The 26767-nt window shown below is 52.5% G+C and carries 27 protein-coding genes, 2 tRNA genes and 1 riboswitch; of the genes, 3 read left to right on the top strand and 26 right to left on the bottom strand.

What is annotated here, in order from left to right:
* The first annotated feature begins 84 nt into the window (after positions 1-84).
* Both B5D20_RS02545 and B5D20_RS02550 read left to right on the top strand, forming a co-directional pair.
* Positions 85-161 (top strand) — tRNA-Pro (locus B5D20_RS02545).
* A gap of 6 nt (positions 162-167) precedes the next feature.
* Positions 168-254, top strand: a tRNA-Leu gene (locus B5D20_RS02550).
* A 232-nt stretch (positions 255-486) separates the two neighbouring features.
* On the opposite strand, the gene B5D20_RS02555 is transcribed toward B5D20_RS02550, so the two are convergent.
* From B5D20_RS02555 to B5D20_RS02610, 12 genes are all read right to left on the bottom strand, one after another.
* The gene (locus B5D20_RS02555; protein ID WP_078664666.1) at positions 487-906 is read right to left on the bottom strand and encodes an Hsp20/alpha crystallin family protein; all 420 of its coding nucleotides are present in this window, start codon (positions 904-906) and stop codon (positions 487-489) included.
* 53 nt (positions 907-959) lie between these two features.
* Positions 960-1976: a cytochrome d ubiquinol oxidase subunit II gene (gene cydB / locus B5D20_RS02560; RefSeq protein ID WP_078664667.1), complete on the bottom strand. Its 1017-nt coding sequence runs from the start codon at positions 1974-1976 to the stop codon at positions 960-962.
* A 1-nt stretch (position 1977) separates the two neighbouring features.
* Positions 1978-3300: a cytochrome ubiquinol oxidase subunit I gene (locus B5D20_RS02565; RefSeq protein WP_078664668.1), complete on the bottom strand. Its 1323-nt coding sequence runs from the start codon at positions 3298-3300 to the stop codon at positions 1978-1980.
* A 70-nt stretch (positions 3301-3370) separates the two neighbouring features.
* Positions 3371-3766, bottom strand: coding sequence for an RrF2 family transcriptional regulator (locus tag B5D20_RS02570; RefSeq protein ID WP_078664669.1), 396 nt, complete (start codon positions 3764-3766; stop codon positions 3371-3373).
* Between the two features lie 124 nt (positions 3767-3890).
* Entirely contained in the window at positions 3891-4457 is a 567-nt protein-coding gene (locus B5D20_RS02575) for a GNAT family N-acetyltransferase (protein ID WP_159071936.1), read from the bottom strand.
* Positions 4458-4592: 135 nt separating this feature from the next.
* Positions 4593-5786, bottom strand: coding sequence for a pyridoxal phosphate-dependent aminotransferase (locus B5D20_RS02580; RefSeq protein ID WP_078664671.1), 1194 nt, complete (start codon positions 5784-5786; stop codon positions 4593-4595).
* Positions 5787-5802: 16 nt separating this feature from the next.
* Positions 5803-6210 carry a hypothetical protein gene (locus B5D20_RS02585; protein ID WP_078664672.1) on the bottom strand — a complete coding sequence of 136 codons (408 nt, stop codon included), beginning with the start codon at positions 6208-6210 and terminating at the stop codon, positions 5803-5805.
* Positions 6207-8366 carry an HD domain-containing phosphohydrolase gene (locus B5D20_RS02590; RefSeq protein WP_078664673.1) on the bottom strand — a complete coding sequence of 720 codons (2160 nt, stop codon included), beginning with the start codon at positions 8364-8366 and terminating at the stop codon, positions 6207-6209. The genes B5D20_RS02585 and B5D20_RS02590 overlap by 4 nt, the downstream gene beginning before the upstream one ends.
* Entirely contained in the window at positions 8366-8725 is a 360-nt protein-coding gene (locus B5D20_RS02595) for an STAS domain-containing protein (RefSeq protein ID WP_159071937.1), read from the bottom strand. The genes B5D20_RS02590 and B5D20_RS02595 overlap by 1 nt, the downstream gene beginning before the upstream one ends.
* Positions 8726-8736: 11 nt before the next feature.
* Positions 8737-9348, bottom strand: a complete 612-nt coding sequence (locus tag B5D20_RS02600) for a FapA family protein (RefSeq protein WP_078664675.1) — start codon at positions 9346-9348, stop codon at positions 8737-8739.
* Positions 9312-10739, bottom strand: a complete 1428-nt coding sequence (locus tag B5D20_RS02605) for a DUF342 domain-containing protein (protein ID WP_078664676.1) — start codon at positions 10737-10739, stop codon at positions 9312-9314. The genes B5D20_RS02600 and B5D20_RS02605 overlap by 37 nt, the downstream gene beginning before the upstream one ends.
* Positions 10621-12846 carry an HD domain-containing phosphohydrolase gene (locus B5D20_RS02610; protein WP_159071938.1) on the bottom strand — a complete coding sequence of 742 codons (2226 nt, stop codon included), beginning with the start codon at positions 12844-12846 and terminating at the stop codon, positions 10621-10623. The genes B5D20_RS02605 and B5D20_RS02610 overlap by 119 nt, the downstream gene beginning before the upstream one ends.
* Positions 12847-12978: 132 nt before the next feature.
* On the opposite strand from B5D20_RS02610, the gene B5D20_RS02615 reads away from it, so the two are divergent.
* Positions 12979-13572, top strand: a complete 594-nt coding sequence (locus B5D20_RS02615) for a flavodoxin family protein (RefSeq protein WP_159071939.1) — start codon at positions 12979-12981, stop codon at positions 13570-13572.
* Here the strand turns inward: B5D20_RS02615 and B5D20_RS02620 are convergent.
* The 14 genes from B5D20_RS02620 to B5D20_RS02680 form a co-directional block, all read right to left on the bottom strand.
* Positions 13553-15544 (bottom strand): HD-GYP domain-containing protein, encoded by a 1992-nt coding sequence (locus B5D20_RS02620; protein ID WP_078664679.1) that lies wholly within the window; start codon positions 15542-15544, stop codon positions 13553-13555. The genes B5D20_RS02615 and B5D20_RS02620 overlap by 20 nt on opposite strands.
* 61 nt (positions 15545-15605) lie before the next feature.
* On the bottom strand, positions 15606-16325 hold the full coding sequence (locus tag B5D20_RS02625) for a PIG-L deacetylase family protein (RefSeq protein ID WP_159071940.1): 720 nt from the start codon (positions 16323-16325) through the stop codon (positions 15606-15608).
* A gap of 5 nt (positions 16326-16330) precedes the next feature.
* Positions 16331-17221, bottom strand: coding sequence for a DMT family transporter (locus B5D20_RS02630; protein WP_078664681.1), 891 nt, complete (start codon positions 17219-17221; stop codon positions 16331-16333).
* A 108-nt stretch (positions 17222-17329) separates the two neighbouring features.
* Complete coding sequence (locus B5D20_RS02635; protein WP_078664682.1) at positions 17330-18004, bottom strand: IS1096 element passenger TnpR family protein; 675 nt, start codon at positions 18002-18004, stop codon at positions 17330-17332.
* A gap of 109 nt (positions 18005-18113) precedes the next feature.
* Positions 18114-18407: a hypothetical protein gene (locus B5D20_RS02640; RefSeq protein ID WP_078664683.1), complete on the bottom strand. Its 294-nt coding sequence runs from the start codon at positions 18405-18407 to the stop codon at positions 18114-18116.
* 19 nt (positions 18408-18426) lie between these two features.
* Entirely contained in the window at positions 18427-19620 is a 1194-nt protein-coding gene (dinB, locus tag B5D20_RS02645) for a DNA polymerase IV (protein WP_174182998.1), read from the bottom strand.
* A 103-nt stretch (positions 19621-19723) separates the two neighbouring features.
* On the bottom strand, positions 19724-20221 hold the full coding sequence (locus B5D20_RS02650) for a MogA/MoaB family molybdenum cofactor biosynthesis protein (RefSeq protein ID WP_078664684.1): 498 nt from the start codon (positions 20219-20221) through the stop codon (positions 19724-19726).
* On the bottom strand, positions 20214-20654 hold the full coding sequence (locus tag B5D20_RS02655; RefSeq protein ID WP_078664685.1) for an MOSC domain-containing protein: 441 nt from the start codon (positions 20652-20654) through the stop codon (positions 20214-20216). The genes B5D20_RS02650 and B5D20_RS02655 overlap by 8 nt, the downstream gene beginning before the upstream one ends.
* Complete coding sequence (gene moaC / locus B5D20_RS02660) at positions 20642-21097, bottom strand: cyclic pyranopterin monophosphate synthase MoaC (RefSeq protein WP_242947935.1); 456 nt, start codon at positions 21095-21097, stop codon at positions 20642-20644. The genes B5D20_RS02655 and moaC overlap by 13 nt, the downstream gene beginning before the upstream one ends.
* Before the next feature lie 43 nt (positions 21098-21140).
* The gene (gene moaA, locus B5D20_RS02665; protein WP_078664687.1) at positions 21141-22121 is read right to left on the bottom strand and encodes a GTP 3',8-cyclase MoaA; all 981 of its coding nucleotides are present in this window, start codon (positions 22119-22121) and stop codon (positions 21141-21143) included.
* Position 22122: 1 nt separating this feature from the next.
* Positions 22123-23775 carry a molybdopterin-binding protein gene (locus B5D20_RS02670; protein WP_078664688.1) on the bottom strand — a complete coding sequence of 551 codons (1653 nt, stop codon included), beginning with the start codon at positions 23773-23775 and terminating at the stop codon, positions 22123-22125.
* A 2-nt stretch (positions 23776-23777) separates the two neighbouring features.
* Positions 23778-25037 carry a molybdopterin molybdotransferase MoeA gene (locus B5D20_RS02675; protein WP_078664689.1) on the bottom strand — a complete coding sequence of 420 codons (1260 nt, stop codon included), beginning with the start codon at positions 25035-25037 and terminating at the stop codon, positions 23778-23780.
* 9 nt (positions 25038-25046) lie between these two features.
* The gene (locus B5D20_RS13980; RefSeq protein ID WP_174182999.1) at positions 25047-25223 is read right to left on the bottom strand and encodes a hypothetical protein; all 177 of its coding nucleotides are present in this window, start codon (positions 25221-25223) and stop codon (positions 25047-25049) included.
* A 65-nt stretch (positions 25224-25288) separates the two neighbouring features.
* Positions 25289-25424: riboswitch (molybdenum cofactor riboswitch) on the bottom strand.
* Positions 25419-26753 carry a PhoH family protein gene (locus B5D20_RS02680; RefSeq protein ID WP_078664690.1) on the bottom strand — a complete coding sequence of 445 codons (1335 nt, stop codon included), beginning with the start codon at positions 26751-26753 and terminating at the stop codon, positions 25419-25421. (Overlaps the previous riboswitch by 6 nt.)
* Positions 26754-26767 lie beyond the last annotated feature (14 nt).

Here is a 26767-nt window from a genome sequence, read left to right on the forward strand (position 1 = left end):
TTCTAAAATTTTTAACCTATGCTGCTTGTTCCTGATTAAGGTATTGACTTCTGCCACCGCCTTTGCTATAATAACCTTTGTCTGCGGGGCGTAGCGCAGTTTGGTAGCGCGCCACATTCGGGATGTGGAGGCCGCAGGTTCGAATCCTGTCGCCCCGACCAGTGCCTGCGGACATGGCGGAATTGGCAGACGCGCTAGATTCAGGTTCTAGTGGGCTTACGCCCGTGGAGGTTCAAGTCCTCTTGTCCGCACCAAATCCCACGCAAAAAACCGTTGCCGAAAAGCAACGGTTTTTTATATTTTTAGATTTAACATAATCGTGCTATAATCCAGTAAATCAACCAGGTGTTTGTCTATAATTTGCTGAACTTAATTTCTTTTTCACCCAGGCCTTGCATTTCTCATCCCTCACTAATCTGCTTATATCCATATTTTACCCTATTTCCCGCCAAAACAAAAGAAAAAGGCCGGTAGTAACCGACCTTTTCAGTTAATATCCACTTTGATGCTGCGTCCTCGTCCCGCTTTGGGGATCCGGATTTCCAGGATGCCATTGCGGTAGGATGCCCGGGCTTCTTCTGCCTTTACCGCCGCCGGCAGGGTAAAGGTGCGGGCAAAGGCGCCATAGAACCGTTCAGCATGATGGTAGTCTTCATCTCTGGTTTCCGCACTGCGCTTGATTTCTCCCCGGATGGTAACCGCATCTTCGGTAACCCGCACATCCAGATCCTCCCTGGACTCAAGGCCGGGGATTTCCGCTACCACCACCACTTCATTTTCCGTCTGATAGATGTCCACCCGTGGCCCCGCTACCTGATAGCCCAGAAAGCCCTCCCGGCTGCGGCCTACCGCTTCCTGGACAAAGCGGTTGAACTCGCGAAAAGGGTCAAAGGGTATAAGGGTCATCTTCATCACCTCCCCTTATACTCTTTTCCCGTGACGGGCAGAATTATGCAGATTTAATAACCTTGAGCATCAGGTTTAACTTTTCCACGGAACAGCCAGTGGACAAAAACGGTATAACCCAGAACAATCGGCACGCCACAAAGGGCGATAATCAGCATGACCTTAAGGGTTAGGGGCGAAGAAGATGCATTATAGATAGTCAGACTGCGGGCCGGATCCAGGGCGGGAACCAGATTGGGATAAAGACCAGCAGCGGCGATCAGCACCAGACCAGCCATAGTAAGAGATGAAGCCAGAAAAGCGGATGTTCCCTGACCCCGGCGTCCAAAATAGATTACAGCTCCCATCGCCAACCAGGTCAGAAGCGGCAATATCCACAACCAGGGATATTTGCTGAAATTGGTAAAAAGATGGGGCGCAACCAGCCAGCTGAAGAGGGTAACCGCCAGATAGAGTGCAACCACTCCGCCCCAGATACCAGGCAGGAGCTGCCGGGCCCGCCCTGCCAGCGGCTCTCCTGTTTTCATCATCACATAGGTTGCCCCTTGCTGCAGGAAAGCTGCCAGTCCCAGCACCCCTACCAGCAAGGCAAAAGGATTAAGTAAACCGAAAAAGCCACCTGTATAATATTGCTGGCTATCGAGAGGCAGGCCTTTGAGTACATTGCCCAGAGCTACCCCGAAGAGAAGAGCTGGTAAAGCACTGCCCAGGAAAAAGGCCCTATCCCATAAATTATGCCAGGCCGGACTTTCATCCTTATTCCGAAACTCGATGGCTACAGCCCGGAAGATAAGGGCAAACAAAACCAGCATCAGGGCCAGGTAAAATCCGCTGAAGACGGTAGCATAAACCAGGGGAAAGGCGGCAAAAAGAGCTCCACCACCGGTTAACAGCCAAACCTCATTGGCATCCCAGAAAGGACCAATAGCATTGAGAAGCTGGCGCTTTTCGTCATCATTTTTGGCCAGCAGATAATAGATGGTACCTACCCCCAGATCAAACCCATCCAGAATGGCATAACCAACGATCAGTATCCCTACCAGCAAAAACCAGGCAGTGTTGAGGTCCATCCTACTTCACCTCCTGTACATCTTCAGCCATGGCCTTGTTAATGATGCGGCGAATCAGATATACCAGCATCCCGAAAAGGAAGGAATAGATGAGCACAAAGGCCAGGATGGTCAGCAATATCTGTCCCGCCGGCAATGGAGAAGCAGCAGCTTGAGTTTTTAACAAACCATAAACAATCCAGGGCTGCCGCCCAATTTCTGCCGCCATCCAGCCCAGCTCATTGGCCAGAAAGGGCAGGGGCAAAGACCAGAGTAAAGCTTTCAGGGTAAAAGTATGTTCATAGAGTTTGCCCCGATACAGCAGCCAGAGAGCCCAGAGCAGAAGTACAGCGAAAAAGCTGCCTAACACCACCATCAGACGGAAGGAATAGAAACTGGCAGCCACCGGCGGCCGTTCTTCGCGGGGAAAATCCTTCAAGCCTTTTACTTCCGCCTGAGGATCCCCAAAGGCCAGCCAGCTCAGCGCCCCGGGCACACCAATTTCCAGCAAATTGCGCTCCTGGGACGGGGCAGGAATACCTATCAGCAACAGTGGTGCCTGTTTTTTGGTCTCCCATAACCCTTCAAAAGCGGCCAGTTTGGCCGGTTGCGTTTCCGCCACCTGCTTGGCGTGAATGTCACCCAGAAATACCTGGAGCAAGCTGGCTACTAGTGCCACTACCAAAGCCAGTTTCAAGGAGTGCCGGGCCAATTCCACCCGTTTCTTTTTCAGCAGGAGATAGGCACTGATTGCCATCATGAAAAAGGCACCGGTGATATAAGCCCCATCCAGAGTGTGTAGATAGCGGGGGATAGTGGATGGGTTGAAGACAGCAGCAGCAAAATCGGTAAGAATGGCCCGCCCGCCTTCCACTTTGAAACCAGCAGGGGTTTGCTGCCAGGAGTTAGCTACAATAATCCAGAAAGCTGACAGACTGCTGCCCAGAGCTACCATCAGAGCCGCAAAGAAACGCAAGCCAGCAGAGATTCGTTCCCGGCCAAAGATGAGCAGAGCAATAAAGGTGGATTCCAGGAAAAAGGCAAAGACCCCTTCCGCTGCCAGCGGAGCACCAAAAATATCCCCCACGAATTTAGAGTATTCCGACCAGTTGGTGCCGAACTGAAACTCCATCGTGATGCCAGAAGCTACCCCAACGGCAAAACAGGCCACAAACAATTTGGTCCAGAAGCGGGACATTTCATCATAAACTTTTTTCCCTGTGCGCCAGTGTTTGTACTCAATAAAGGCCAGCAGGGCCGCCAGACCGATGGTCAAAGGCGGAAAAAAGAAGTGAAAAAAGGCGGTCAGACCAAACTGAATCCGCGAAAGCAAAACAGCATCCATCAAAACCCCTCCTTGTCGCTATTGTATACTAAATTAGTGAAGTTTATGCTCAAAAAGAAGCGCCCGCAGGCTAAAGGTTGGCAAAGTTCTGCTCCCTCAATGCCTCCACCAGTTTCCCCTGGATCCTGGCCAGAGCCTGGTGAATGGAACAGGCAGGCGCTCCTTTTTTATTGCAGGCAGCATAATCCAGTAAACACTTATTGATGGCCAGCGGCCCCTCGATGGCTTCCACTACCTCCAGAAAGGTAATTTCTTTCGGCTTTTTGGCCAGCTGGTAGCCTCCACCCGCCCCGCGGATAGATCGGACAATTCCAGCTTTGATCAAGGAAGGCATGATTTTCAGCAAAAAGCGCATCGGGATCACTTCCTCTCTGGCTATTTGCTGGGCCTCCACTTTTTCCCCCTGGTGCCGGACCAGACAGGCTACAGCCCGTAAAGCGTAATCGGTGGCCTGATTGAGTACCATAACCCATTCTCCGTTCATTGTTTACTATATCAGTAAACTTTCTGGTTAAATAATACCACTTTTCCAGCCTTCTGTCAAGATGCAAAAAAAAAAAAAAGAGACCCGGAGGGTCTCGTGCAGGCTGTTAGTGCCAGAGGGTGCGGGCCAGTACCCGAAAGAATCTCATCAGCATCTCCCGGTCCAGCTGTAAATCCTGCTGAAAAGGATGTATCATCAACACCAGACCGGATTCCTTGAGTTTGGCCGGCACATCCATTGATTGCAAATCAATCAGGGAAGCTCCCAGTCTCTGAAAGAACCGACAACGGCGGTCAAAATCATCATCAGTGCTCTTCACTTCCATTATCAGTCCCTGTGCCTCAGGATGCTGTTGCCGGATTTCCTGCAGCATAGCCTGATAAAGTCGGGCTCCATAACCCTGACTCTGAAAGGCAGGCAAAATGCCGATATAATCCAGAAAGGCCAGCTGCAAATCCTGGAGATAATAGTAGACAGCATAGCCTACCAGTTCTTCATCCTCTTTCAGGACCAGGTAATGCATCTCATTGGGGGCAATCAGGGAATGATCCAGCAGTTTCTGGGTAATTTCCCTGACCTCATAGTTGGACAGGTCAAACATCAACTGGCAATAACGGATGGATTCCAGATAATCCACAGTCTGTGGACTTTTCACTTCTCTCACGCGCAACATAGCCCCCACCCCTGATCGCTGAATAACCATTCACACTAAAATATATACCGTTCACTTATAATATATACCATTCACCTGCAAAAGCGCAATAGGGCACAAAAAATTAGGACGGAAAAACCGTCCCATTTTTTTGTATTATTTAACTTCCGATATTAATTGCCCAATCCGCCTGATGCCCTCCTCCAGTACTTCCAGACTAACGGCATAGGAAAGGCGCATGGTTCCCGGTTGACCAAAAGCCTCCCCGGGTACAGCAGCCACCTGGACCTCTTCCAGTAACAGTTCAGCCAGCTGAGCGCTGCTCTCTATTGGCCGCCCCTGCCAGCTTTTGCCCAGAACGCCACTGACATCGGGGAACAGGTAAAAAGCACCAGCTGGCCGAGAGCAGTAGATTCCGGGGATTTGCTGCAACAGTTCCCAGCCCCGCTGCCGCCGTCGGTCAAAAGCTGCCACCATCTCCTGCAAGGGCTGCTGGGGCCCGGTTAAAGCAGCCAGAGCCGCCGCCTGGGCGATAGAAGTGGGGTTGCTGGTACAATGGCTCTGTAAGTCCGCCATTGCTTTGGCCCAGGGCAAAGGAGCAGCTGCATAACCGATCCGCCATCCGGTCATGGCATAGGCTTTGGACACCCCGTTGATAACAATGGCCTGCCCGCTCAATTCCGGCACTACTGCCACGATGCTGTGATGCTGGTTACCATCATAAACCAGTTTCTCATAGATTTCATCAGAAATCACCGCCAAACCCCGTTCCAGCAGCCATTTTCCGATACTTTCCAGTTCTTCCCGACTGTACACTGCTCCTGTAGGGTTATTGGGGCTGTTTAATATCAAGGCTTTCGTTCGTCCAGTTATTGCCCTTTCCAGGTCTTCCACCCTGACTTTATAATTATTTTCCCGGCTGGCTGGCACCGGTACCGGTACCCCACCGGCCAGCTTGATCTGTTCCTCATAACTCACCCAGTAAGGTACAGGCATCAGCACCTCATCCCCGGGGTTAATTATAACCTGCAGGGCATTATACAAACTGTGTTTGGCCCCACAGGAAACTACTACCTGGGCCGGACTATATAAAAGGCCATTCTCCTGAGCCAGTTTGGTCACAATCGCTTCCTTCAGTTCTTCTATCCCTGCTACTGCGGTATATTTGGTCATCCCCCGCTCTATGGCCCGCATGGCCGCAGTCTTGATGTGTTCAGGGGTATCAAAATCCGGTTCTCCAACCCCGAAATTGATCACCTTTGCCCCGGCTCTGGCCATTGCCTTGGCTTTACTATCCAGCGCCAGGGTAGGTGATGGAGAAATTCTCAGCGCCCGTTCTGCCAGTTCCATGAAAGTACCTCCCGTTTTATGTATTCACAAGAAGGTCTTTCGACAGCGATTGGCGTTTTCCTTTCTCTTCAGCGAATGTATGCAAAAAACTTAAAGCAATGGGCCGTTGCAAACCTTCCGGAGCCAGGAAGATGCGGCCATCTACCAGTACAATCAACCCCATGTCAAATAGCAAACGGAAGGTATCCTCTCCTAAAAGACAGGAACTGGCATAGATCTGCTGTTGCTGCAATTCCAGCAGCCATTCCAGCAAAATATTAATCCCTGAACTGTCGGTAAAAGTAACATGACTTAAGTCCAGACTAAACTCCGGCTGCAGCTGATATTTTTTCTCATTTCCCAGATTTTCAGCCAGCAGCAAATCCATTTCTCCCTCCAGACTAACTTTCTTGCCTTCCTGTTCTACTAAAACTTTAATACTCATAAGGTACCAGTAACCTCCATCCTGCTCTTCCCGCACTCCACCATTACGATAGAACCGGTACTATCTGTAGCCAGATAGACTTTGTTGCAGTGTTCCAGTATTACCGAGAAACCATACCCAAGGGATTTCTTGGTAGAAAAACCCTTGACCAGCAAGGACTGGGGCAGTTTTTCCACTTCAAAACCGCTCCCTTCGTCCCTGACGACAATATAGAGATTATCTCGATCATCCAGCCCCCAGTTAACCTGCCCGCCCCGGGCATGCTTGAGGGCATTGGTGGCCAGCTCAGAGAGAATCAGCAGCAGTTCCTTGCTGCGTTTCTCCGGATACTGACGCACCTGTAACCAAATCTGGAAATGTTCCCGCAGCTGGCCCAGATCCCGGGCCTCCTTAACCTCCAGCCACTCTTCCAAATTTAATTTATGCCAGAAATCCAGCATTTCTTCCTTTTCAACAAGATGCAGTTTGGATTGAGTGACACTGGCCAGAATATCGCGGTAGATGCGGCGGGTGAACTTCAATTTCCAGTTAACCACCGATTTTTTGTTCGTACGCTCCCACCAGTTGAGGAAAACATCCACTATTTGCGGGTCCCACTGGGCCCCTGCTCCTCGGACCAGCTCCTCTAAGGCCTGTTCAGCCGTCTGCCCCTTCTGATAAATCCGGTCACTGGTCATGGCATCAAAGGCATCGGCGACAGCGATAATACGAGCCCCCAGGTCAATGTCCTCTCCGGCTATGCCAGCAGGATAACCCAGGCCATCCCAGCGCTCATGATGTTGTTCCACCGCCTGCAGGATCCCCTGCATTTCCGGGATGGCTTCCAGAATACGCCGGGATGTTACAGGATGCTGTCTGATCACCACCCGTTCCTCTTCCGTCAGCCGGCCCGGTTTATTCAAAATCAGCTCCGGCACCCCGATTTTACCGATATCATGCAACAAACCGGCCAGATAAATATTTTCCTTTTGCTGTGCCGTCAACCCCATTTCCTCGGCAATAATACGAGCATAGCGGGCCACATTCTCGGAATGACCTTTGGTATAGCGGTCCCGGGCCTCCAGAGCCTGTACCAGAGCCTGGATGGTAGCCAGAAAACGGGCTTTAATGGCCTGGTGCATCAGTTCGTGTTTGAGGATAGCTCCCATTTTTTCCGCAATTAAAGTAGCCACCATCACTATCTCCGGAGGATAGGGTCTCTTGCTGTCTTCCGCTTTTACCCGGTTGCCTATAAGCAAAGCTCCCCGGGTAGTACCATCAATGCGGATGGGAACCACCAGAATATCGCTGTATTCCGGGGAAAGCAAATCCAGTTGCACAGTTTGGGACGCAGTCCCCAGATTCAGTGTTTCCCCGGAAGCGCAGACCAGGGAAAGCAGCCCGACAGTCTGGCGGCTCAGGCTGGCTTCCTCCCCCAGCCCCCAGTGGGCCAGCAGGCGAAAGCCTTCTTCTCCTTCTTCCCTGACCACCACCGTCCCTATCTGGCTGCCGGACATTAGCATTAGAAACAATAAACCCAGCGAATAGGCCTGTTCTGCCTGTAATACAGGAGTGATAATTCTGGCTTGTAAAAACCTTCGTAGATTCTGGCGAAAATGATTAGCCAGTTCGGAATCATCCAGCAGACATTTTTGCCGGCAGCAGATATTTACCAGTAACAAGTCCCCGTAGCAGGAAGCATATAACTTATTCCAGCCCAGGGGAATAGGCTCAGAAAGATAACGATAATCTCCCTCTGCCCTTTTCAGCCTGCGGATTGCTTCCTGGATTGCCGGGCTAAAGCGGCTGGCTATTTGTCGATCACCGGCAATAATTTGCCACTCATACTCGTCATCAAACTTTATTATGGCAGCTGCCCAGGAACCCACCAGGTTTTTCTGAAAGCGGACAAAGAATTCCCAGGCTTCTTCAGCCATAACCTGCCCGTCCATAATTTTTAACACCAGCCGCACCAGCTCCGCCTGCTCCCAGCGCTGCTGCCACCAGGTTTTTTGTTGCTGAAATAATAGATAGTAAACACCGCCTAGAGCCAAAAGCAGCAAAAAGGTCAGTAACCATACAGAGGCCAGTCGATGACCATCATAATACAGCAGGGCCAGTAACAAAGAAAAAAGTATGATATAGAGGGTAGTAACCAGCCAGAAGCGGTTTTTCACTACTGATCACGGCAAACCAGTGCCAGAGGTATCTCCTTGTCGGTCGCTTTCAGTACCCAGCCGTTCTCAGCCGGCACCACCATTCCCAGTAATTGCAGGATCTCAAACAAGGTCGGCCCGATTTCCCAGCCCGTAACGGTTACTCCCAGCAAAGTCAGTTCTTCCAGAAAGTCCAGCACCGCCCCCATCCCGGTGGAATCAATAAACTTAACTCCGCAAAAATTGAATACTACTTCAGTTTCCCCCAGCAACAGGGGTACCAGCTGCTGCTTAAAGGCATCCGCCGTACCCAGGTCCAGCGCTCCGCTAATTTTTATTAAAGCCCGTTCACCCAGCCGCTCTTTTTCCACCTGTAACATATTCTTCCTCCTCATTGCAAGTGTTCTTTATACAGGTAATCCACCCGTAAAATCCCCTGTTCATCTACTGCTACCCGAACGTCTTGCAGACCTTCCTGGACCTTGAACAGCTGACGACCGACCCGGAAGCTGACCCCGGGATAGACCCGGTTAACCAGAATGCGGCGGCCGAAAACAAATTCCACCATCGTGGGAGTGGCCATGGGGCTCCCCAGTTCATTCAATACGGCATTACCGGTCACAATCAAACGCCCACCGCGAAAAATGCTGTCTTTTTTCTCCGCCAGCACATCGCCCCCGGCACTTACCTGACACATATAGGCACCCTGGCCGGTAAAGACTATCTTACCGCTGGCCTCCAGTTTACTGTTATGGGCATAAGCCAGCTTAATATCAGAAGCGGAATTGATGGTGGCCTCCAGGTCAATAATCTCCTTTTCCAGCCGCAAAATGGCTTCCTGAATTTCCAGCTCATCAGCCACTTCCAGTACACCTAATCCCACAAACTTGCGAGCCACCAGGCGGATGATTTCGTTCAAACTGTCACTGGGGCTCTGGTTTTGTAACATCTGAACAATTTGTAAAATCAGTTTCGGTAAAGTAGCAAATTTCTGATCCAGCAAATGCGCAGCAAACGTCCTAAGCCATAGCGAGCCAGGTCTTCACTGCCAAAGGCCGGATGCTGTTTGAGCTGTACTACTGCCAGCAGGAGGGATTCCAGTTCCCCCTTGATTTCCCGCAGACGGTAGATAATTTCACTGTTAATGGCATCCATACCCCCTGCCACCAGGGTTGCCCCGACCACGTTCTTATGGACGGTGATATTGCCTCTGGCCTGCACTGAACCCTGGGTGACACTGCCATGGATTTCCACATCGCCTCCGGCGATGACACTGGCACCATCCATGACATTGCCCCAAACTACTACGTGGCCATCAAAGCGCACATTGCCGGAAGCCAGGTTAACATCCCCCTGCACCGTGTAGATGGGTAAAACACTGATGACCGAGTTTTTCAAAATCGGCCGTCCAGCCGTTACCGCTACCGCCACCTGGCCATCTTCCATCAACGTGGCCCCCTGCTTCACCAGCAGCTGTGGTTCTTTGTATTCCGGCACAGGAATAATTTCCCCGGTTACTGTCATCCCGGGCCGCCCCGGCCTGGCCGGATATTTGCGGGCCAGAATCTCCCCGGCTTCCACACTGGGAATGGTCCGGTGTTCATAGAAGTTAATCCGCTGCTCCTCTTCCATCTCATCCAGTCGTGCCTGCTGGGTTTCATCCAGAAAATAATACTCGATTTTTCCAGCCTCGCCTGGAACCATGGGGCGTCCTCTGGCCACCAGATAGCGACCCCCATTGATACGGGCCTGCTCCACCGCCTGGATATCCACTCCATATACAACCCCATGCTCCTTGAGGATGTTTACCAGCTCGGTAGTGGTGAAAGGAACCGGTTCAAGGATCTGAACTGCTTCGGCCCTGACAGTCAAACGGGTTTGGGGCGGTTGGTCTGGAATTTTCATTTTCGCCCCTGAAGCGTAAGTGATGGCCAGATAGGCCTCCAGTTTGTCCGGGGTCAGCTGCACTTCCGCCAGACGTAAAGGTGGCCTGTCCTCAGCACTGACCACCACCCGGTCCCGGGGACTGACCATGGTTTCCTTCTGAATCAGCTGGCCATTGACCATTACCCTGGTCTCGGGTCCCGGTGTGATACTGGGATAGCGTCCCCCTTTTACCGGTGCCCGTACCACCACCTGACCATTGCTGATAGCCACAGTGCCATCCTGGGTCTTTTCTTCCAGTACCGATTCTACCAGTTCCGCCAGCTGATGTTCATCCAGTTCTGTCTTCCCTTCCGGCAACTTCACCTTGATTTTTACCAGCTCATCCTGTTCATTCTGAACCAGCACCTGCACTTCCAGTTCCTCCGGGTGCCGGCCCAGTTCCACTGCCGCCCGGGCTATTGCCGCTTCTATTGTCCTGTCCTGAAAAATCCATTCCCTGACTGCCATCTCTATCACCTCCGCTCAGCCAGGAAGCGGCCACGGCTGCTTCCTGGGCCAGTTCCTGTACCCAGCGCAAGTCTCGCATCAGGTCATTGCCTTTGTGTTGTTCTTCATTAATAATAATAATTAAAACATCCACCAGCAAGGGGTCAAATTGCTGACCGGCTTCCCGCATCAGCTCTTCCAGAGCCTCCACCAAACTGCGGGGAGGCTGGTAATGCCGGAAATTGAGGATGGCATCAAAAGTTTCCGCCACCGCCAGGATTCGCGCCCCCAGGGAAATTTCATCCCCCTTCAGACCAGCAGGATAGCCCCGGCCGTCCCAGCGCTCATGGTGTTGTTCAACCATTTCCAGGATTTCTTTATCCACCATCTTCTGGCCCTGTAAAATCTTGCGAGCATACTTGACATGGTCCTGAACCAGATTTTTTTCCAGAAAACTGAGGGGACCCGGTTTGGTCAGCAGCTGGCGCTCTATGGCCAGCATTCCGATATCGTGGATCAATCCCGCCCGCCAGATTTTGCGGGCCTGATCCGCCGGCAAGCCCAGGGCCAGGGCCATTTTTTCTGCCAAATCGGCAGTACGACGCAAATGGCCACCCAGAAAGGAGACATAGGCCTGGCAGGCAGAGGCCAGCAATCGGTAGGCATCATCCTGTTTTTGCAACAAGCTGGCCACAAAATTTTTGATACCCAGATTGAGCCCCAGGCTGCGGGCCACGGTCCCCCCCAGCTGCCATTCTTCTTCAGTGAAAGGATGATACCCCCACTTGTTTTGCAACACCAGATAACCCTGAACTTCATTGTTGGACAATAAGGGATAGACCATGATGTTGTGCAGGGAATCTTCCTGTTCTCTGGACCATAGTCCTAACACGGCCAGGTTATTTACCAGCAAGCCCTCCTCCCTGCTTTGAGCCAGCAGCAACAGGGCCTCCAGGGTCTGGTCCAGACAGATAATGGGCAATTCATGTTCTTCATCTACCGCCACAGTCACCTGGTTCCTGGCAATGATAAAAGCCTGTCTGGCCCCGGTAGCAGCAGTTAAAAATCTGAGGACCATGCGGGGCAAAGCCAGCTCCAGTTCTCTTTCGATCCTGATGGGAGCGCCTGCTTCCCCCGGGCCGGCAATCCCCGTGATATAAGCCCTGTTAGCCGCCTTTAAAACTGGTCCCTGCTGCCATAACTCTATCACCCGGGCCAGCCGCCAGCCTGTCTCCGGTGCCAGGGTTTCCGGCACCTGGTTGATATTCACCAGGGGAGCAAAAGCATATTTTTCTTTTTTTCCCTTGAATTTAACAGGCAGTTCCTGTAATTCCCCTAGCAAATAAGGAATATGTTCAATCCTGATGGTCCTGATCCCCCGGGGCAAAGGAAGCAGTTCCTGCTGCCCCCGGACTGCTACCCCGAAAGCCAGGTAAAGCTCCCAGGTTCCCTGTTCCTGGCGGCGAAAAACCGCACCGCCCGGCAAGCCGCATAATAATTCCAGCATTTCCTGCAACAGGTCTTTATACTCATTTTCAGTCAGCTGATGCTGTAACAGCCGGGTAGAATGATCGGCCAGACGCAAAGCCAGGCGCTGATAGTTTCTCTTCGCTGCCCAGAACTGGCGCTCCCTGATGATTTTATCCCATTGCCAGAAATTAGCCCCGGCCATCACCAGCAGACCCAGCAAATAGCGGGCGAGAAATTCTCCTGAAATCCAGCCTGAGTAATAAGCAATCAAAACTACCCCTTGATGAACCATAAACATCAAGGCCGCTTCCAGCTGTTCATAGGCCAGCAGAATGGTAAGAAGATGGAGATAATAAAAAATAATCAGGGCGCCAGCCTGTCCGGAATGATGAGCTGTTAGCCAGACCAGGTAACCCAGTTCTCCCAGAAAAACCATCCACATCATGGGCCCATGCAGAGGAGCCCGCAGGTAGCGGAGATACTGCAAACCCAGCAAAACCAACCAGCCCAGCAAGGCCAGCTGCCACCAGCCTTCGCTTTTATCCATTGCAGTTAGATAAAGAAACCCGCCATAACCCAGCCAGCGCAACCAGGCCATAGTTATCGCCCAGAACCGTTTGTTGCGGGTTTTCAGCCATTGCCAGACTGGTTCGAACATTTTCATTCCACCTTTGCCGCTTACCGCTCTTTTTCCTGATTAGATAATCTTCGACAATATGTAACAGAATTCCTGCCGTAGACAGCCCTTTTAAGCTAGAATAAAATGTTAACTAGAAAGGAGAGGATAGCTATGACCTCAGTTGCTGCTCTGGCCCTGCTGGGCAGCCCCCGCCACGGCAATTCCTGGACCCTGCTCAACACCGCCTGTCAAATTCTGAGCGAACAGGGGATTAAGGTAGAAATGATAGAACTGCACCGTTTGCAGCTTCACCCTTGCCTGGGCTGCAATGCCTGTGTAACTACCACTCAATGTATCCAGCAGGATGATATGCAATCCCTCTACCCCAAACTGCTATCCTGTCAGTATCTTCTACTGGCAGCCCCAATTTATGCCATGGGCCTCAATGCCCAGACCAAAATCCTGATCGATCGTCTGCAGCCTTTCTGGGGCAAAAAATATGTGCAAAAACAGGCAGTCATCGCCGATCCGCTTCTGGCTTCCCGTCGCCGGGCCTGGTATATCGGTGTGGCCGGCTCCAATTTGCCGGATGTGTTTCAGGGCGCAGAACAAGTAGTAAACTATGCCTTTAAGATGCTGGAAATGAAAAAATTCCCTTCTTTCCTGGTCAAACAGCTGGAAGATAAGGATGCTGTCCTGCATAGACCCGAATTGCTGGCAGAAATAAAAAAAGCGGCAGTGTCCCTTATTGCCGCCGGGAATTAACCGCCACCTCTGCCTCTCCTGCCAGTTTTCTAGCCCAGGGAAAGCTGCTGGCCAAATCGCGCCCGTAAGCCTTTTCTTCCTCCTCCAGCACTTCCAGAAAGGCATCCACTACCCGGGGGTCAAACTGAGCCCCAGCCTGACTGCTGATTTCTGCAACCGCTTCTTCTTTGCTTTTCGGCATACGATAGTGCCGAAAAGATGTCATAGCCGAATAGACATCGGCTACTGCCAGTATGCGGGCATATAGATGAATTTCCTCACCGTGTAATCCCCGGGGATAACCCAGTCCATTCCAGTATTCATGGTGTTGTTCCACCGCCAGCAGCACCTCCGGCGGCAGGCCGTATTTTTTCAGGATCTCACCTCCAAACAGAGGATGCTTTTTTATTTCCAGCCTTTCTCCGGTGGTCAATAGGTCCGGTTTTAAAACTATATCCTGCCTGATCCCGATCATACCGATATCATGGACCAGCGCAGCCTGAAACAATAATTCCAGTTCGCGCCCGGCCAATTTTAATTTTTCCCCTATTTTTACCGCCATTTTTGCTGTTTTTTCCAGGTGACTTTGTAAATAGGGGGCAAAGTGGCCAGCAATTTCGGTCAAAGCGAGCAAACGCTGTTTTTCCATATTGTTTAACAATACTGCAAACTTTTGCTTATCCAGGGTCCGGCTGATGAAATTGGCTAACATTTTGCCACATTCCCAGTCCAAACTGGTAAAGGGCATATTATTTGCCTTATTGGCAGCAATCAGATATCCGCCATTGGCAAGAGGAAACAACATTAAATTATTTATCTTGCCTGCCAGTTCCTGCAACCCGAGAATAGCGGGAGCGTTGATTACTATTCCCTCAGCATGGGTTTTCGTTAGAGCCAGTAACCCCTGAAAATAGTCCCGCTTGATAATTTCCTGGATATTGGCTGGCTCTTTGCCAGCTTCTGCTTTTGCCAGTTCCAGCTGACCGTTAGTGCTGGAAAACAACAGGATTCCGGTTTGCGCTTCAGTGCATGCCAGTAAAGTCTGAAACCAGAACTCGTCCCATGAATGGTAAAAAGCAGCTTCCAGAGTCAGCACCCGGGGAATAATACTGCTCAGGTCTTTTTCTTTTAGCCTGACCGATGACCGCAAAGTCACAAGATATAATTCTTCTGCAACAATTTCCTTAATCGGGTTTAAAGAATAATCAAATTCTGAAATTATAATCTTTTTTTCATAGCATGCTCGCTCTACACAGTCACGAATTTCCGGCCAGAAATCCTTTTCCTGTTCACTCAGAACGCCAAAAGCCAGTACAGGCTGCCAGCTACCTCCCATTTTTTTTATCACCAGTCCACCCGGACACGTTGTAACATAAACCAAAATAGCGCTTGCAGCTTGTTTTAGGTCTTTTTCTACTCCTTCGCCTGAATACTGCTTTCTCTCTATTTCCACCAGTATACGGACAAGATTGGCAAAAGCCTGTTTATGTACAGCATGTAGATAACTGTCGACCAGATTACGCCATCGAAAAAAAATCAATCCAAAGGCCAAAATCGTAAAGATAAAGTAAAGAAGCAAAAAATTTGAACTAATTAAGCCAGTTATTTTCAGCACGACCACTAATATTTGTTGAGCAATTACTATCGGTGTAAGTTCCACAAAGTCATAACTATATAACGCTAATAAAATAAGGGGAATCACACCATAATCAGCAAAACCATGACCATTCCACACCAGACCCAAACCGAGCAAATGCTCAATAACCAGTACGCTCCAGAACACTGTCCCCGCCAGTCTTCGTATCCAGATCCGATATATAATAATGAACCATATTGCTAAAATAACCAGCGCTGCTACTATCCAGGTTGTGGGTTTATGGAAATATAAATATCCCGCCAAAATCATACCCAGATAAAAGCAAAAACGCAAACAGCGGATGATAGCCAGCCATACCTGTCTTTGTTTCACATTTTGAGTAAAAAAATAGACCATAGCTGCCACCTCCGCTGTTAGGTATTACCTTTTTTTTTTTTTGTTTTATTTTACCATTTTTTTATTTATTGTTCAAGATTCCCCTTTCTTTTTCTCCGCCCGTCCATACCGGCCACACCCGGTGAAAACCCTCTTTGGATAGGGCTTTCTGCAACTGTTCCTCCGTCAGGCTGAAAAAGACCCGCTCCAGAGACAGGTGCTGGGTACGGTGACATAACAGAGCCTGTTTTTTCACTTCCACCCATTCCCCGACATCCAGTACCGTTGTAACCGGCAGAGAAGGCAAAGCCTGTCTTAACTGCAAATGTTCCCGCACTCCCTGCTCCCAGGCATAATAGTAGAGACGGGCCGGCCGCTCTTCCTCCGGCAGGCTCCAGAAAGCCAGGGTGGCAAAATGACTGATGGCCCGGTGGTCAACATGGCCGCTGATGCCATCCGGCCCGAAGGTCACCAGTGCTTCCGGCCTTTCTTCCTTGAGCAGTTGCACTATTTTCCCCACAATTTCTGCCGGGTTAGCCAGCAGTACCTCCTTATCCCGATAACCCAAAAACTCCACCCGGCTGATTCCTAACACCTCAGCCGCTGCCCGCAGTTCCCGTTCCCGCACTTCTCCCAATTCTTCCTGGCGACAAAGAGGTGGGTCACCGCATTTACCCGCTTCCCCGCGGGTAGCGCACACCAGCACCACCCGGTGTCCCCGCCGGGCATAGCGGGCAATGGTGCCACCGGCCCCAAAGGATTCATCATCCGGATGGGCCAGCACAAACATTAATGTAGCCATCATCCTCACCCCCGATTGGTAAGATAGACGCCTCCAGCTACCAGGAGGCCACCTATAAGCTGGGCCTGTTGCAAGGGCTGCTGCCAGACCAGCCAGGATAAGAGGGCAGCAAATACCGGTATCAGGTTAAGAAAAACAGCGGCCCGGGCCGGCCCCAGGCCCTGTACTCCCTTATTCCAGCCGATAAAGGCCAGCACTGAAGCAAAAATCCCGATATAGAGGATGCCAGTAATCACCTCTGGCCGCTGCCAGGGCAGGGCCATGATATTGATTTGCCCCAGTTCCCAGCCTGCCACCGGATAGAGCAACACAGTTCCAATAGCTGTACTCCAGGCGGTGGCACTCAATACCGGTATTTCCTTCATCACCTGGCGGCTGCTGAAAATATAGACTGTCCAGATGAACAAATCCAGCACCATGGTCAGGTCGCCCCAGTTCAAACCCAGCCGGGTCAAGCGCTGCCAGGAACCCTGGCTCACTACCCAGACCACCCCGGTGAGGGACAGGCCCAGCCCCAGCAGCTGGCGGCGGTTCAGTTTCTCCCGAAACAGGAAATAGGCCAGGGCAGCGATCACTACCGGATTAGCACTGCTGATCAAAGCTGCATTAGTCGGAGTAGTATATTTCAAGGCCAGATACACCAGGGAGTTGAACAAAAATACCCCGCTTATCCCCATTAACAGTAAATGCTTCTGGTATTTTTTTATCTGGGGCCAGGCCAGTTTTTCCTGCCACCAGGCCCAGGGCAGCAAAATCAAGGAAGCTACTGTCCAGCGCAAAGCGGCCAGGGTCCAGGGCGGAATCATTTTAACCAGGAATTTGCCAAAAACGAAATTACCGCCCCAGAGCAGGTTGGTTAACACCAGTATCAGCATGGCCAGACGGTTTTTGTTCAATGCTTACACCTCCAGTAAAGAAAAAAGCACCCCTGTTAGGATGCTACCATGTTACCATTCTATAATAGCTATTATATCATTCCCTGTACCCAGTACAAAATCCTAATGTCATCCTTTTTCCCCGCAATAACCGCAAACCCCCATCCTGGGAGAATTGACTACAGGTAGCATCATATCCTCACCACATTCATGTTCCTCGCCACATTCAGTACAATAAAAGGCATCTTCTTTATAAATACAGCAACTGCACAATTGTACCGCCGGTCTCCCACACTCTACACAAACAAACTCAGGTGGAAGGTTGCGGGCCATTAGTATTACTTTTTCTTTGCGCTTTGCTCCTGTCTTTGTTGATATTACCTTTAATTTTAATACTGTAGTTGAGCCAAAATCATATTCATGTATAAATTCAAGTCCTTCATACAAAACATCATTCAACTTCACTTTCATACTCTTATTTCTTCCAAACATGATATCTGGGTCAGGGTCTGAATCATAAATTTTGCCCTCAATTCTGAATCTGCTCAAATGACCACAACACTCCAGCCACCTGTCTCTTAAAAACTGATCCAGATCCTTTAAAGAAGCTTTCGCAGACACATCCAAATACATACAATATTCTTTCTGATAGTAACCCTGAACCTGGACCCAATAATACACCTCTTCCCCGGGCTGAGTTTTTTCTTTTCTAACCTCACACTTCTCCAGATGCCTCTTGATGGCAACCTTTCCGAAAAGTTCCCCACAATAATTACATTTGATACCTTCATTTTTCTTCTTCATTTTATTCCTTCCTTCTATTTCCTTTGTGTTTACTTTTACACCTTTTTAGCAGTATTTTATCAAATTCACCTTGCCATTTCCATGGTTTATTACTCTTTTATATCATTAATTACCATTCCCAATCAACCAGTTGTACTTCAATAATATATCGTTCCCTGAGCCGCCGTATCCTGCTCTGGGGAGTGACCCCTTCCAGCACCCCTCCCTGCAGGCGAAAGGAGGAAAAAAGCAACTCTTTGGCCTGCCCCTGCCAGTAATATATGATCCGGATGCCTTTTCCTTCCTGCCAGGCCTGCTGCAACAGGCCCCTGATTTTTTCCCTGTCCGCTTCCTCCAGCCTTTTCCAGGGCGGTTTGCCTGCCTGTTCGTGAATAACCAGTTCCCGCATTTCCGGCAATAACATGCGATGTCCCTCCCACAGCTTATTCCCTCTGTCCATAATGAATCCCCGCCTCAGTCAAGGTTCCTCCCCGCATGATGCTGTAACGGCCAAAGCGTTCCCGAATCAGATCACAGGTCTGGTTTAACCGCTCCAGTTTCAGCTTTTCCCCGAAAACATCCAGCTGCAAGGCGGTTTTGGGGCGCAATTTAGAAAGGCCCACTCCTACCAGCCGTACCCTTTTCCCTTCCGGCCAGTAGCGCTCCAGCAAAGTGCAGGCCTGGCGGTAAATATCCTCGGTCAAATCCGAATATTCCCAGAGGCTGGCCGACCAGGAATAGAAATGGAGTTCACTATCCCGCAGGGTCAGGGAAACGGTTTTGCCTTCATATCCTCCCTGACGTACCCGCCGCCCTACCATTTCCGCCAGTTCCAGAATCGCTGCCCTCAACTCCCGGTAACTGGCATAGTCCCGGGGCAAAGTCATCTGATTGCCAATGGATTTGGCCGTTTCCAGGGACCCCGGACTGACCGGGCTGTAATCAATGCCATTGGCTGACATATGTAATACCCGCCCGATGATGCCAAACCGCCGCTCCAGCACCTCTACCGGGAAATTGGCCAGGTCACCGATGGTCTTGATGCCCATAGCCTGCAATTTCCGCTCCGTTCTGCTACCCACGCCAAAAAGCTCCCGCACCGGCAGGGGCCAAAGCCGCCGGGGCACATCTTCCCCGCGCAGCAAAGTTAAACCATCGGGTTTTTCCAGTTCTGCCGCCATTTTGGCTACCAGCTTATTGGGCCCAATCCCGACCGAACAGGTCACTCCTACTTCCTCCCGAATCCGCCGCTTCATCTCCCGGGCCACTGTAAGAACATCACCAAATAACCCCTCACACCCCTTGAGATCAACAAAGGCTTCATCAATGGAAAAGGGCTCCACCAGGGGCGAATATTCCCGGATGATTTGCAGGATGCGGCGGGAGAAAGCCAGATACTGGCCATAGTCAGGACGGACATAGATACCATGGGGCAAAAGGGTTCGGGCCTCCCAGGCAGTCATCCCCGTTTTGACCCCGTATTTTTTGGCTTCATAGGATGCTGCCAGCACAATCCCGCGCCGCTGCTCCCGGTCCCCGCATACCACCACCGGCTTACCCCGTAAGCCCGGGTCCAGGGCCTGGTGAACCGAGGCAAAAAAGGCATTCATATCAATCAGTAGAATAGTGGGCTCCAACGCAACCCCTCCTCTGAACAAATGTTCCGTTTCAGCTCTATTATAATCTTTGAACATCTGTTCTGTCAAGCCCAAAAATAAAACAGAGGTTCGCACCTCTGTTTTATTGCCGGGCACACTCCCCTGTTTGTCCCTTCATAATCTCAATCCCATGGGGCAGGGCGGGCAGGATAACTTCCAGGCATTCCTGTACCGCCTTGGGACTGCCGGGAAGGTTAATGATCAGGGACCGTTTCCGCTGCCCGGCTACCGCCCGGGACAGCATGGCCCGGCTGGTTTTTTTCAGGCTTTCCATCCGCATCACTTCTGCAATTCCAGGAACCAGGCGGTCTATTACCTGCAGGGTAGCATCGGGGGTAACATCCCGCGGCCCCAGCCCGGTGCCACCGGTGGTAAGGATAAGATCCACTCCTCGTTCATCCACCAGCCAGAGCAGTTTTTCCTTAATTACTTCCAGCTCATCGGGAATCACCAGATATTCTGCCAGTTCTCCGCCGATTTCTTCCACCAGCTCCCGGATGACCTGGCCGCTCATATCCTGGCGCTCCCCCCGGGAGCCTTTGTCCGAGGCGGTCAACACCGCAAAGGTGAATTTAGCCATCCTGCAGCACCTCCACCTGGTCCCCTACCTTGATGGGACCACCGGTCAGGATTTTGACAAAAATCCCCTCTTTGGGCATGACACAATCCCCCGCCTGATAATAAATAGCGCAACGGGTGTGGCACTCTTTGCCGATCTGGGTTACCTCCGCCACAGCCTGCGGACCCAGGCGCAATTTGGTGCCCACCGGCAAGCTGAGCAGGTCAATCCCTTCTGTGGTCAGGTTTTCGGCAAAATCTCCGGGGCCTACCTCCAGTCCCAGCTGCCGCATTTTCTCAATGCTCTCCAGAGCCAGCAGGCTAACCTGGCGGTGCCAGGGTCCGCCATGGGCATCTCCGGCCAGACCGAAATCAGGCACCAGTTCCCCGGCACCCACATTTTTCTTGCGCATGCCTTTTTTCTCACTGATACACACTGCTACTATTTTCCCCATTGTTCTTCCCCTTCCCGTAGATAGTGGCCGCTTTTGCCCCCCGTTTTTTCCACCAGGCGAATTTCGCCGATAACCATGTCCTTGTCCACGGCCTTGCACATATCATAGATGGTCAGAGCCGCAATGCTTACTGCCGTCAGGGCTTCCATCTCCACTCCCGTTTGCCCGGCCGTCTTGACCCGGGCCTCGATCAGCACCCGGGAATTGTTTTCATCCAGCTGAAAATCCAGGCGCGCCCCGCTGATAAAAAGAGGATGACACATGGGAATCAGGCTGGCAGTAGCCTTGGCACCCATGATGCCCGCTACCTGGGCTACAGCCAGCACATCCCCCTTGGCCATTTTCCCCTCCTTGATCAAAGCCAGGGTCCGGGGGTGCATTCGTACTTCCCCGCGGGCTACCGCCTCCCGCCGGGTCACTTCCTTGGCAGAAACATCCACCATACGCGCCCGGCCCTGGGAATCAAAATGGGTCAGTTCCACCGCTTCACCCTCCTATCTGAAACATTTTGCGCTCATTTTCACCCCAGCCCGTTTCCCCCATGCTGTGGGCCTGGGGCTTCTGGCCGATGACATCCTGAAAAATTGCCACCAGTTCCTCGAACCTGGCCCCCTGCCGGAGGGGGGTTTTGATATCCACTTCCCGTCTGGCATGGAGGCAAGGTCTGAGCATCCCTTCGGCTGTCAGGCGCAGACGGTTACAGGTGCCACAGAAATGCTGGCTGATGGGGCTGATAAATCCCACCGTCCCCCGGTAACCCGGCACCTGATAATAGCGAGCCGGTCCCCAGCCGGCAACCCTGGGCCCTGGTTCTAAGGTATAGCGACGGCCCAGCTGCAAAAGAATCTCTTCCATCGTCAGACGGCGCTGATGGGCCCAGGCATCGGCCGTGCCAATAGGCATCAGCTCGATAAAGCGGACGTGCAATTCCCGCTCCCTGGTTAGTTCCACAAAATCAAACAATTCATCATCATTGAAGCCGCGCATGACTACCATATTGAGCTTCACAGGAGTGAGACCATGCTCCAGGGCCGCCGCCAGCCCCTCCCAGACTTTTTCAATTTGTCCCCCCCTGGTCAGTTCCCGAAACCGGTCAGAGCGCAGGGTATCCAGGGAAACATTTACCCGGTTTAACCCGGCAGCTTTCAGTTCTGCTGCCAGAGGAGCCAGCAAAACCCCATTGGTGGTCAGGGCAATATCGTCTATGCCGGGAATAGCCTTGAGCTGGCGGATAAACTCCACCACACCCCGTCGGACCAGGGGCTCACCGCCGGTAATGCGGATTTTGCTGATACCTACTGCCGCCCCGGCTCGCACTATTTCAGTGATTTCCTCCAGGCGCAAAATGTCCTCATGTTCCTTTAGCTCCACTCCGTCTGCCGGCATGCAGTAAAGGCAGCGCAAATTGCAGCGATCAGTAATGGAAATGCGTAAATAATTAATTTCCCGTTCAAAGGTGTCCTTCATCTCAGGTCCCGCCTTCCCAGCGGTCCAGCAGGAAGGCCTTTTCCGGCCGTACCAAAAGCCAGACCTGTTCCTCCTGTACCGGTTTAAATTGCAACTGATAAAGTTCAGCCACTTCCTGACTGCACCAGGCCCTGGGCCACAGCCCCGCCATCACTGCTGCCGCACCTTTAAGGAGATGACTCTCCTCCCTGCCCGGTTCCGGGCCAGGCTCGCTCTCCCGGTAAGCCCAGCCCATCAGCCGTTTTCCCAGCAACCGGGCGGGAAAAGCAGCCGGGGGCTGTTCTCCCGCCCAGAGAGTTCCATGAACTTCCCCCCGGCTGAGGGCGAGAAAACCGGCCTGGGAGCCGGTGGGGTAATAGCCCACTTTTTGCCCTTGCTGAGCCAGTTCCAGCAACTTTTCTTCAAAGGGCTGCCAGTAAGTACCGCCAAACCACCACTGTTCCTGGATTTCCGCCAGGGGGCGGAAAAGCTGGACTTCCACTTCCGTCCCGGCTTCAAAGCCCTCACTGAGGCGCGGAACCACCAGCAAACCATCGGCCTGGACCAGGGAAGAAATGGCTCCTGCTCCCCGGCCCAGGGGCACAGCGACCAGCTCCGCTTCCTGGGCCAGCAGTTTAACCCGCACAAACTCCTCCTGGCCCAGGGGAGATACCACCTTGCGGACCAGGCGGGCCCGGGCCGTCGCCCGCCCTGGCAACTGCCCGCCCCGCAGCAGTTCCAGCACCGGTTTCACGAAAAGTTCACAGGTAAGGGCCGCGGATACGGGATAACCGGGCAGACCGATCACCGGCTTACCCTGAACCTCGCCCAGAATCACCGGTTTGCCGGGCTTGATGGCTACCCCGTGACTGACCAGGGTGCCCAGTTCCGCAATCACCCGGGCGGTAAAATCCTCGGAACCGGCAGAAGAGCCGGCATTGATGACTACCAGGTCATAGTTTGCTGCCGCTTCCGCCACCCTGGCCTTGAGCAGCTCATAGTCGTCAGGCAGAGCGGGTTGCCGTTCTGCCACTGCATCCCATTCCTCGATCAAACCGGCCAGCAAACGGGAATTGAATTCCAGGATATCCCCAGGCTTCACTTTACTCCCTGGTTCCACCAGTTCCGTACCGGTGGGGAAGACGGCCACCCGGGGCCGGGCCCGTACTTCTACCTCAGTTACATTGGCAGCCAGCAAAGCCGCCGCCAGATATGGAGTAATGCGATCCCCCGGCCAGGCCAGCACTTCACCGGCAGCAATATCCTCCCCTACCAGGCGTATGTGCTGCCAGGGCGCAGCCGCCCCATTGATTTCCACATACTCTCCCCGGGGAGTCGCCTGTTCAATCATTACCACTGCATCATAACCGGCGGGAATCACATCCCCGGTATCCACATAAACCGCCTCCGACCCCACCAGGAGCCGGGCCGGTTTGGTCTCGCTGGCCCCAAAGGTGGTTTCCGCTCTGACCGCATACCCATCCATAGCTGAAGCCGGATAATGGGGATTGGCCAGCTGGGCCCGAATGGCCCTGGCTACCGTCCGGCCCAGGGCCTGTTCTACCGCCAGCCGCTCTGGAAGCAGCGGTCTTACCCCTGCCTGCTCCAGCTGGCTCAGATAATTGGCCAGGGTTTCCTGCCGCGGTAAATTATCCAGATAGACTTTCTTGCCCAAATTTAACCCTCCTCAAACAAGCCGATACTGACCAGTTCCCCGGCACTGATGCCATCCTGTTCCAGAGGAATGCGCAAAATGCCATCGGCTTTGACCATGGTGGATAATAGGCTGGATTTGCCCAGAATGGGGACTGCCCACAATTCCCCCTCCCGCCACTCCAGGGCACAGCGCACATGATCCTCCCGGGCCGGACCGGAGAGGACATTCCGCTCCAGCCGGGCAGTGACTGTCAGTCTGCCTTCCCGGTCCCGGTAGGGAGCAGGAGCGGGTAGCCCCAGCAGAGCCCGTAAAATGGGGCGCAGGAACAGGTCAAAAGTCACCATCGCCGAAACCGGATGTCCGGGTAAACCCACCGCCAGTTTCTGGCCACAGCGGGCCAGAATAGTGGGCTTGCCCGGCCGCACCGAGATGCCGTGCACAAATACCCCCGGTTCCCCCAGGGAGGCCAGCACTTCCCCGGTAGCATCCCTGGTTCCCACCGAACTGCCCCCGGAAACGATCAGCACATCATTTTCCTCCAGGGCCTGGCGGGCCACCGCCAGCAACTGCTCTTTCTGGTCCCGGATAACACCATACAGCCGGGGTTCACCCCCCAGTTCGTCCACCAGGGCATATAGGGTATAGGAATTCATATCCCGCACCTGGCCCGGTCCCGGTTCCTGTTCAGGAGCCACAATCTCGTCTCCGGTGGAAATCAGAGCTACCCGGGGTTTGACCGCTACCGTAACCTCGGTGATGCCCAGCCCGGCCAACAGCCCCAGATCCTGGGCCCGCAGGCGCCGTCCCGCCGGCAATACCTCCTGACCAGGAGTCACATCCTCCCCCGGCCGCACCACATTTTCCCCCGGCGCTACCGGTTTCAGTACCGCCACCATTCCCGGTGCCATTTCCGTATATTCCAGCATCACAATGGCATCCGCCCCCTCAGGTAACATGCCACCGGTGCTGATGGCCATGGCACTGCCGGGCGGCAGGGGCCCGGGAGGGGCCTGTCCCATCAAGACCTCCCCCAACAGGGGCAAAAAGACCGGCAAATCCTCCGTAGCCCCGAAGGTATCCGCTCCCCGCACCGCATAACCATCCACGGTAGAACGGTAAAACCCCGGCACTGCCGTCGGACTGACTACCTTTTCTGCCAGCACCCGGCCCCGGGCTGCCAGCAGGGGCACCCGTTCCGGGCGAGGGCGAAAGTCCTGCAAATGTTGTTCCAATCTGGCCAGTGCCTCTGGCACAGTGATTACCTTCCCGAACTCAGCCATATAAACCTCCTAGAAACAGCCCAGCTGACAGGCCTTAATACGAATTCCCAGTTCATTGCATATTTTCCCCACCAGTCCCTTTTCTACGCCCAGCTCTTCCGCCAGAGCCCAGGCCTGGGCACAGGTGATTCTGCCTTCAGGCGCAGCTTCTTTTAATAATTGCCGCAATTTTTCTACCTTGTCCATCTTTCTCCCTCCTGTGATCAAAATAAAACAGCCGGCTTCCCGGTGTCAGCCGACTGTTTTCCTTCCATCCACAGCAGACTGTTCCTTTCCACCGGGAGGCAAAAGGGTTTCCCCCTTTACCCTCGAGCCTCAAGCATGGCTCTGGCCAAAGGCCTTGGGCAAACAGCCTGTAGGTCCTTTGACTCGGAACATAAGTTAAATTATGGTTGCCGCCAGCTCAGCCAGCTCTGACCTTTCCCCTTTGGTGAAGACCACATGGCCGGCGATAGGCTGGTCCTTGAATTTTTCGGCCACAAAAGTGAGGCCATTGCTATTGGAATCCAGATAAGGATGATCCACCTGGAATGGATCACCGGTTAAGACTATTTTAGTACCTTCTCCCACCCTTGTCAAAATGGTTTTAACTTCATGAGGGGTCAGGTTCTGGGCCTCATCCACAATAACAAACTGATGAGGGATGCTGCGGCCCCGAATATAGGTTATGGCTTCCAGCTCCAGCTGGCCCCTTTCCTTGAAATAGCGCAAAGTGGTTTCAATACTGGTAGGTTTGCTGTCCTTTTCCTTTTTGCCTTCTTTGACTCCACTCAGTATATATTCGATATTATCATAAATGGGACTCATCCAGGGACGCAGTTTCTCATCCTTCTCCCCGGGCAGAAAACCGATATCATTGCCCAGGGGCACGATGGGCCGGGTTACCAGCAATTTTTTGTAATCCTCTGTTTCTACCACCTGTTCCAGACCGGCGGCAACAGCCAGCAGGGTCTTACCGGTTCCGGCCTGGCCTACCAGAGTCACCAGTTTGATGTTAGGATCAAACAGCAATTCCATGGCAAAACGCTGTTCCTTGTTACGGGCTCTGATGCCAAAAGCATCTTTGTTGCCATAGCGCAAAGGCACAATCGCCTTTTTGCTATGGTCAAACCGTCCCAGAGCAGACTGTCCCGTCTCTTCACAGAGCAAGGTAACAAACTGGTTGGCAACCAGCTCCCCGCCGGTGAAATCAACCAGCTGTCCCTCCTGATAGAACCGATCAATCTGGTCTCCTGCTACCTTAAGGGTAGTGGTACCGGAGTACATCTCTTCCACATTGACCCGGTCGGTTTTGTAATCCTCGGTCTTGATGCCCAGGGCATCAGCCTTGATGCGCAGGTAAATATCCTTGGTCACCAGGGTAACTTCCCGTTCCGGATATTTGTCAGCATACATTTTGGCCAGAGCCAGGATGGAGTTATCCGCTTTGTGGCTTTTGATTTCCGGGATTTTGGGCAAATCGATGGCCAGTTCCACCCGCAGGAAGCCTCCACCAGGAGTGGGAATGCCTTCATGCAATTTACCGGATTGGCGCAGCTGATCCAGAGCTTTGGCAACCCGCCGGGCATTGCGCCCCACCTCATCCATGCGTCTTTTCTGTTCATCCAGCTCCTCAATCACCAGCAGGGGTAAAACCACCTCATGCTCCTGAAAGCGAAACAGGGATTGCGGATCATGCAGCAAAACATTGGTATCCAGTATGAAGAGTTTTTTCAAGCCGCCTACCCCTT

Source organism: Carboxydocella sporoproducens DSM 16521, from assembly GCF_900167165.1.
Lineage (GTDB): Bacteria > Bacillota.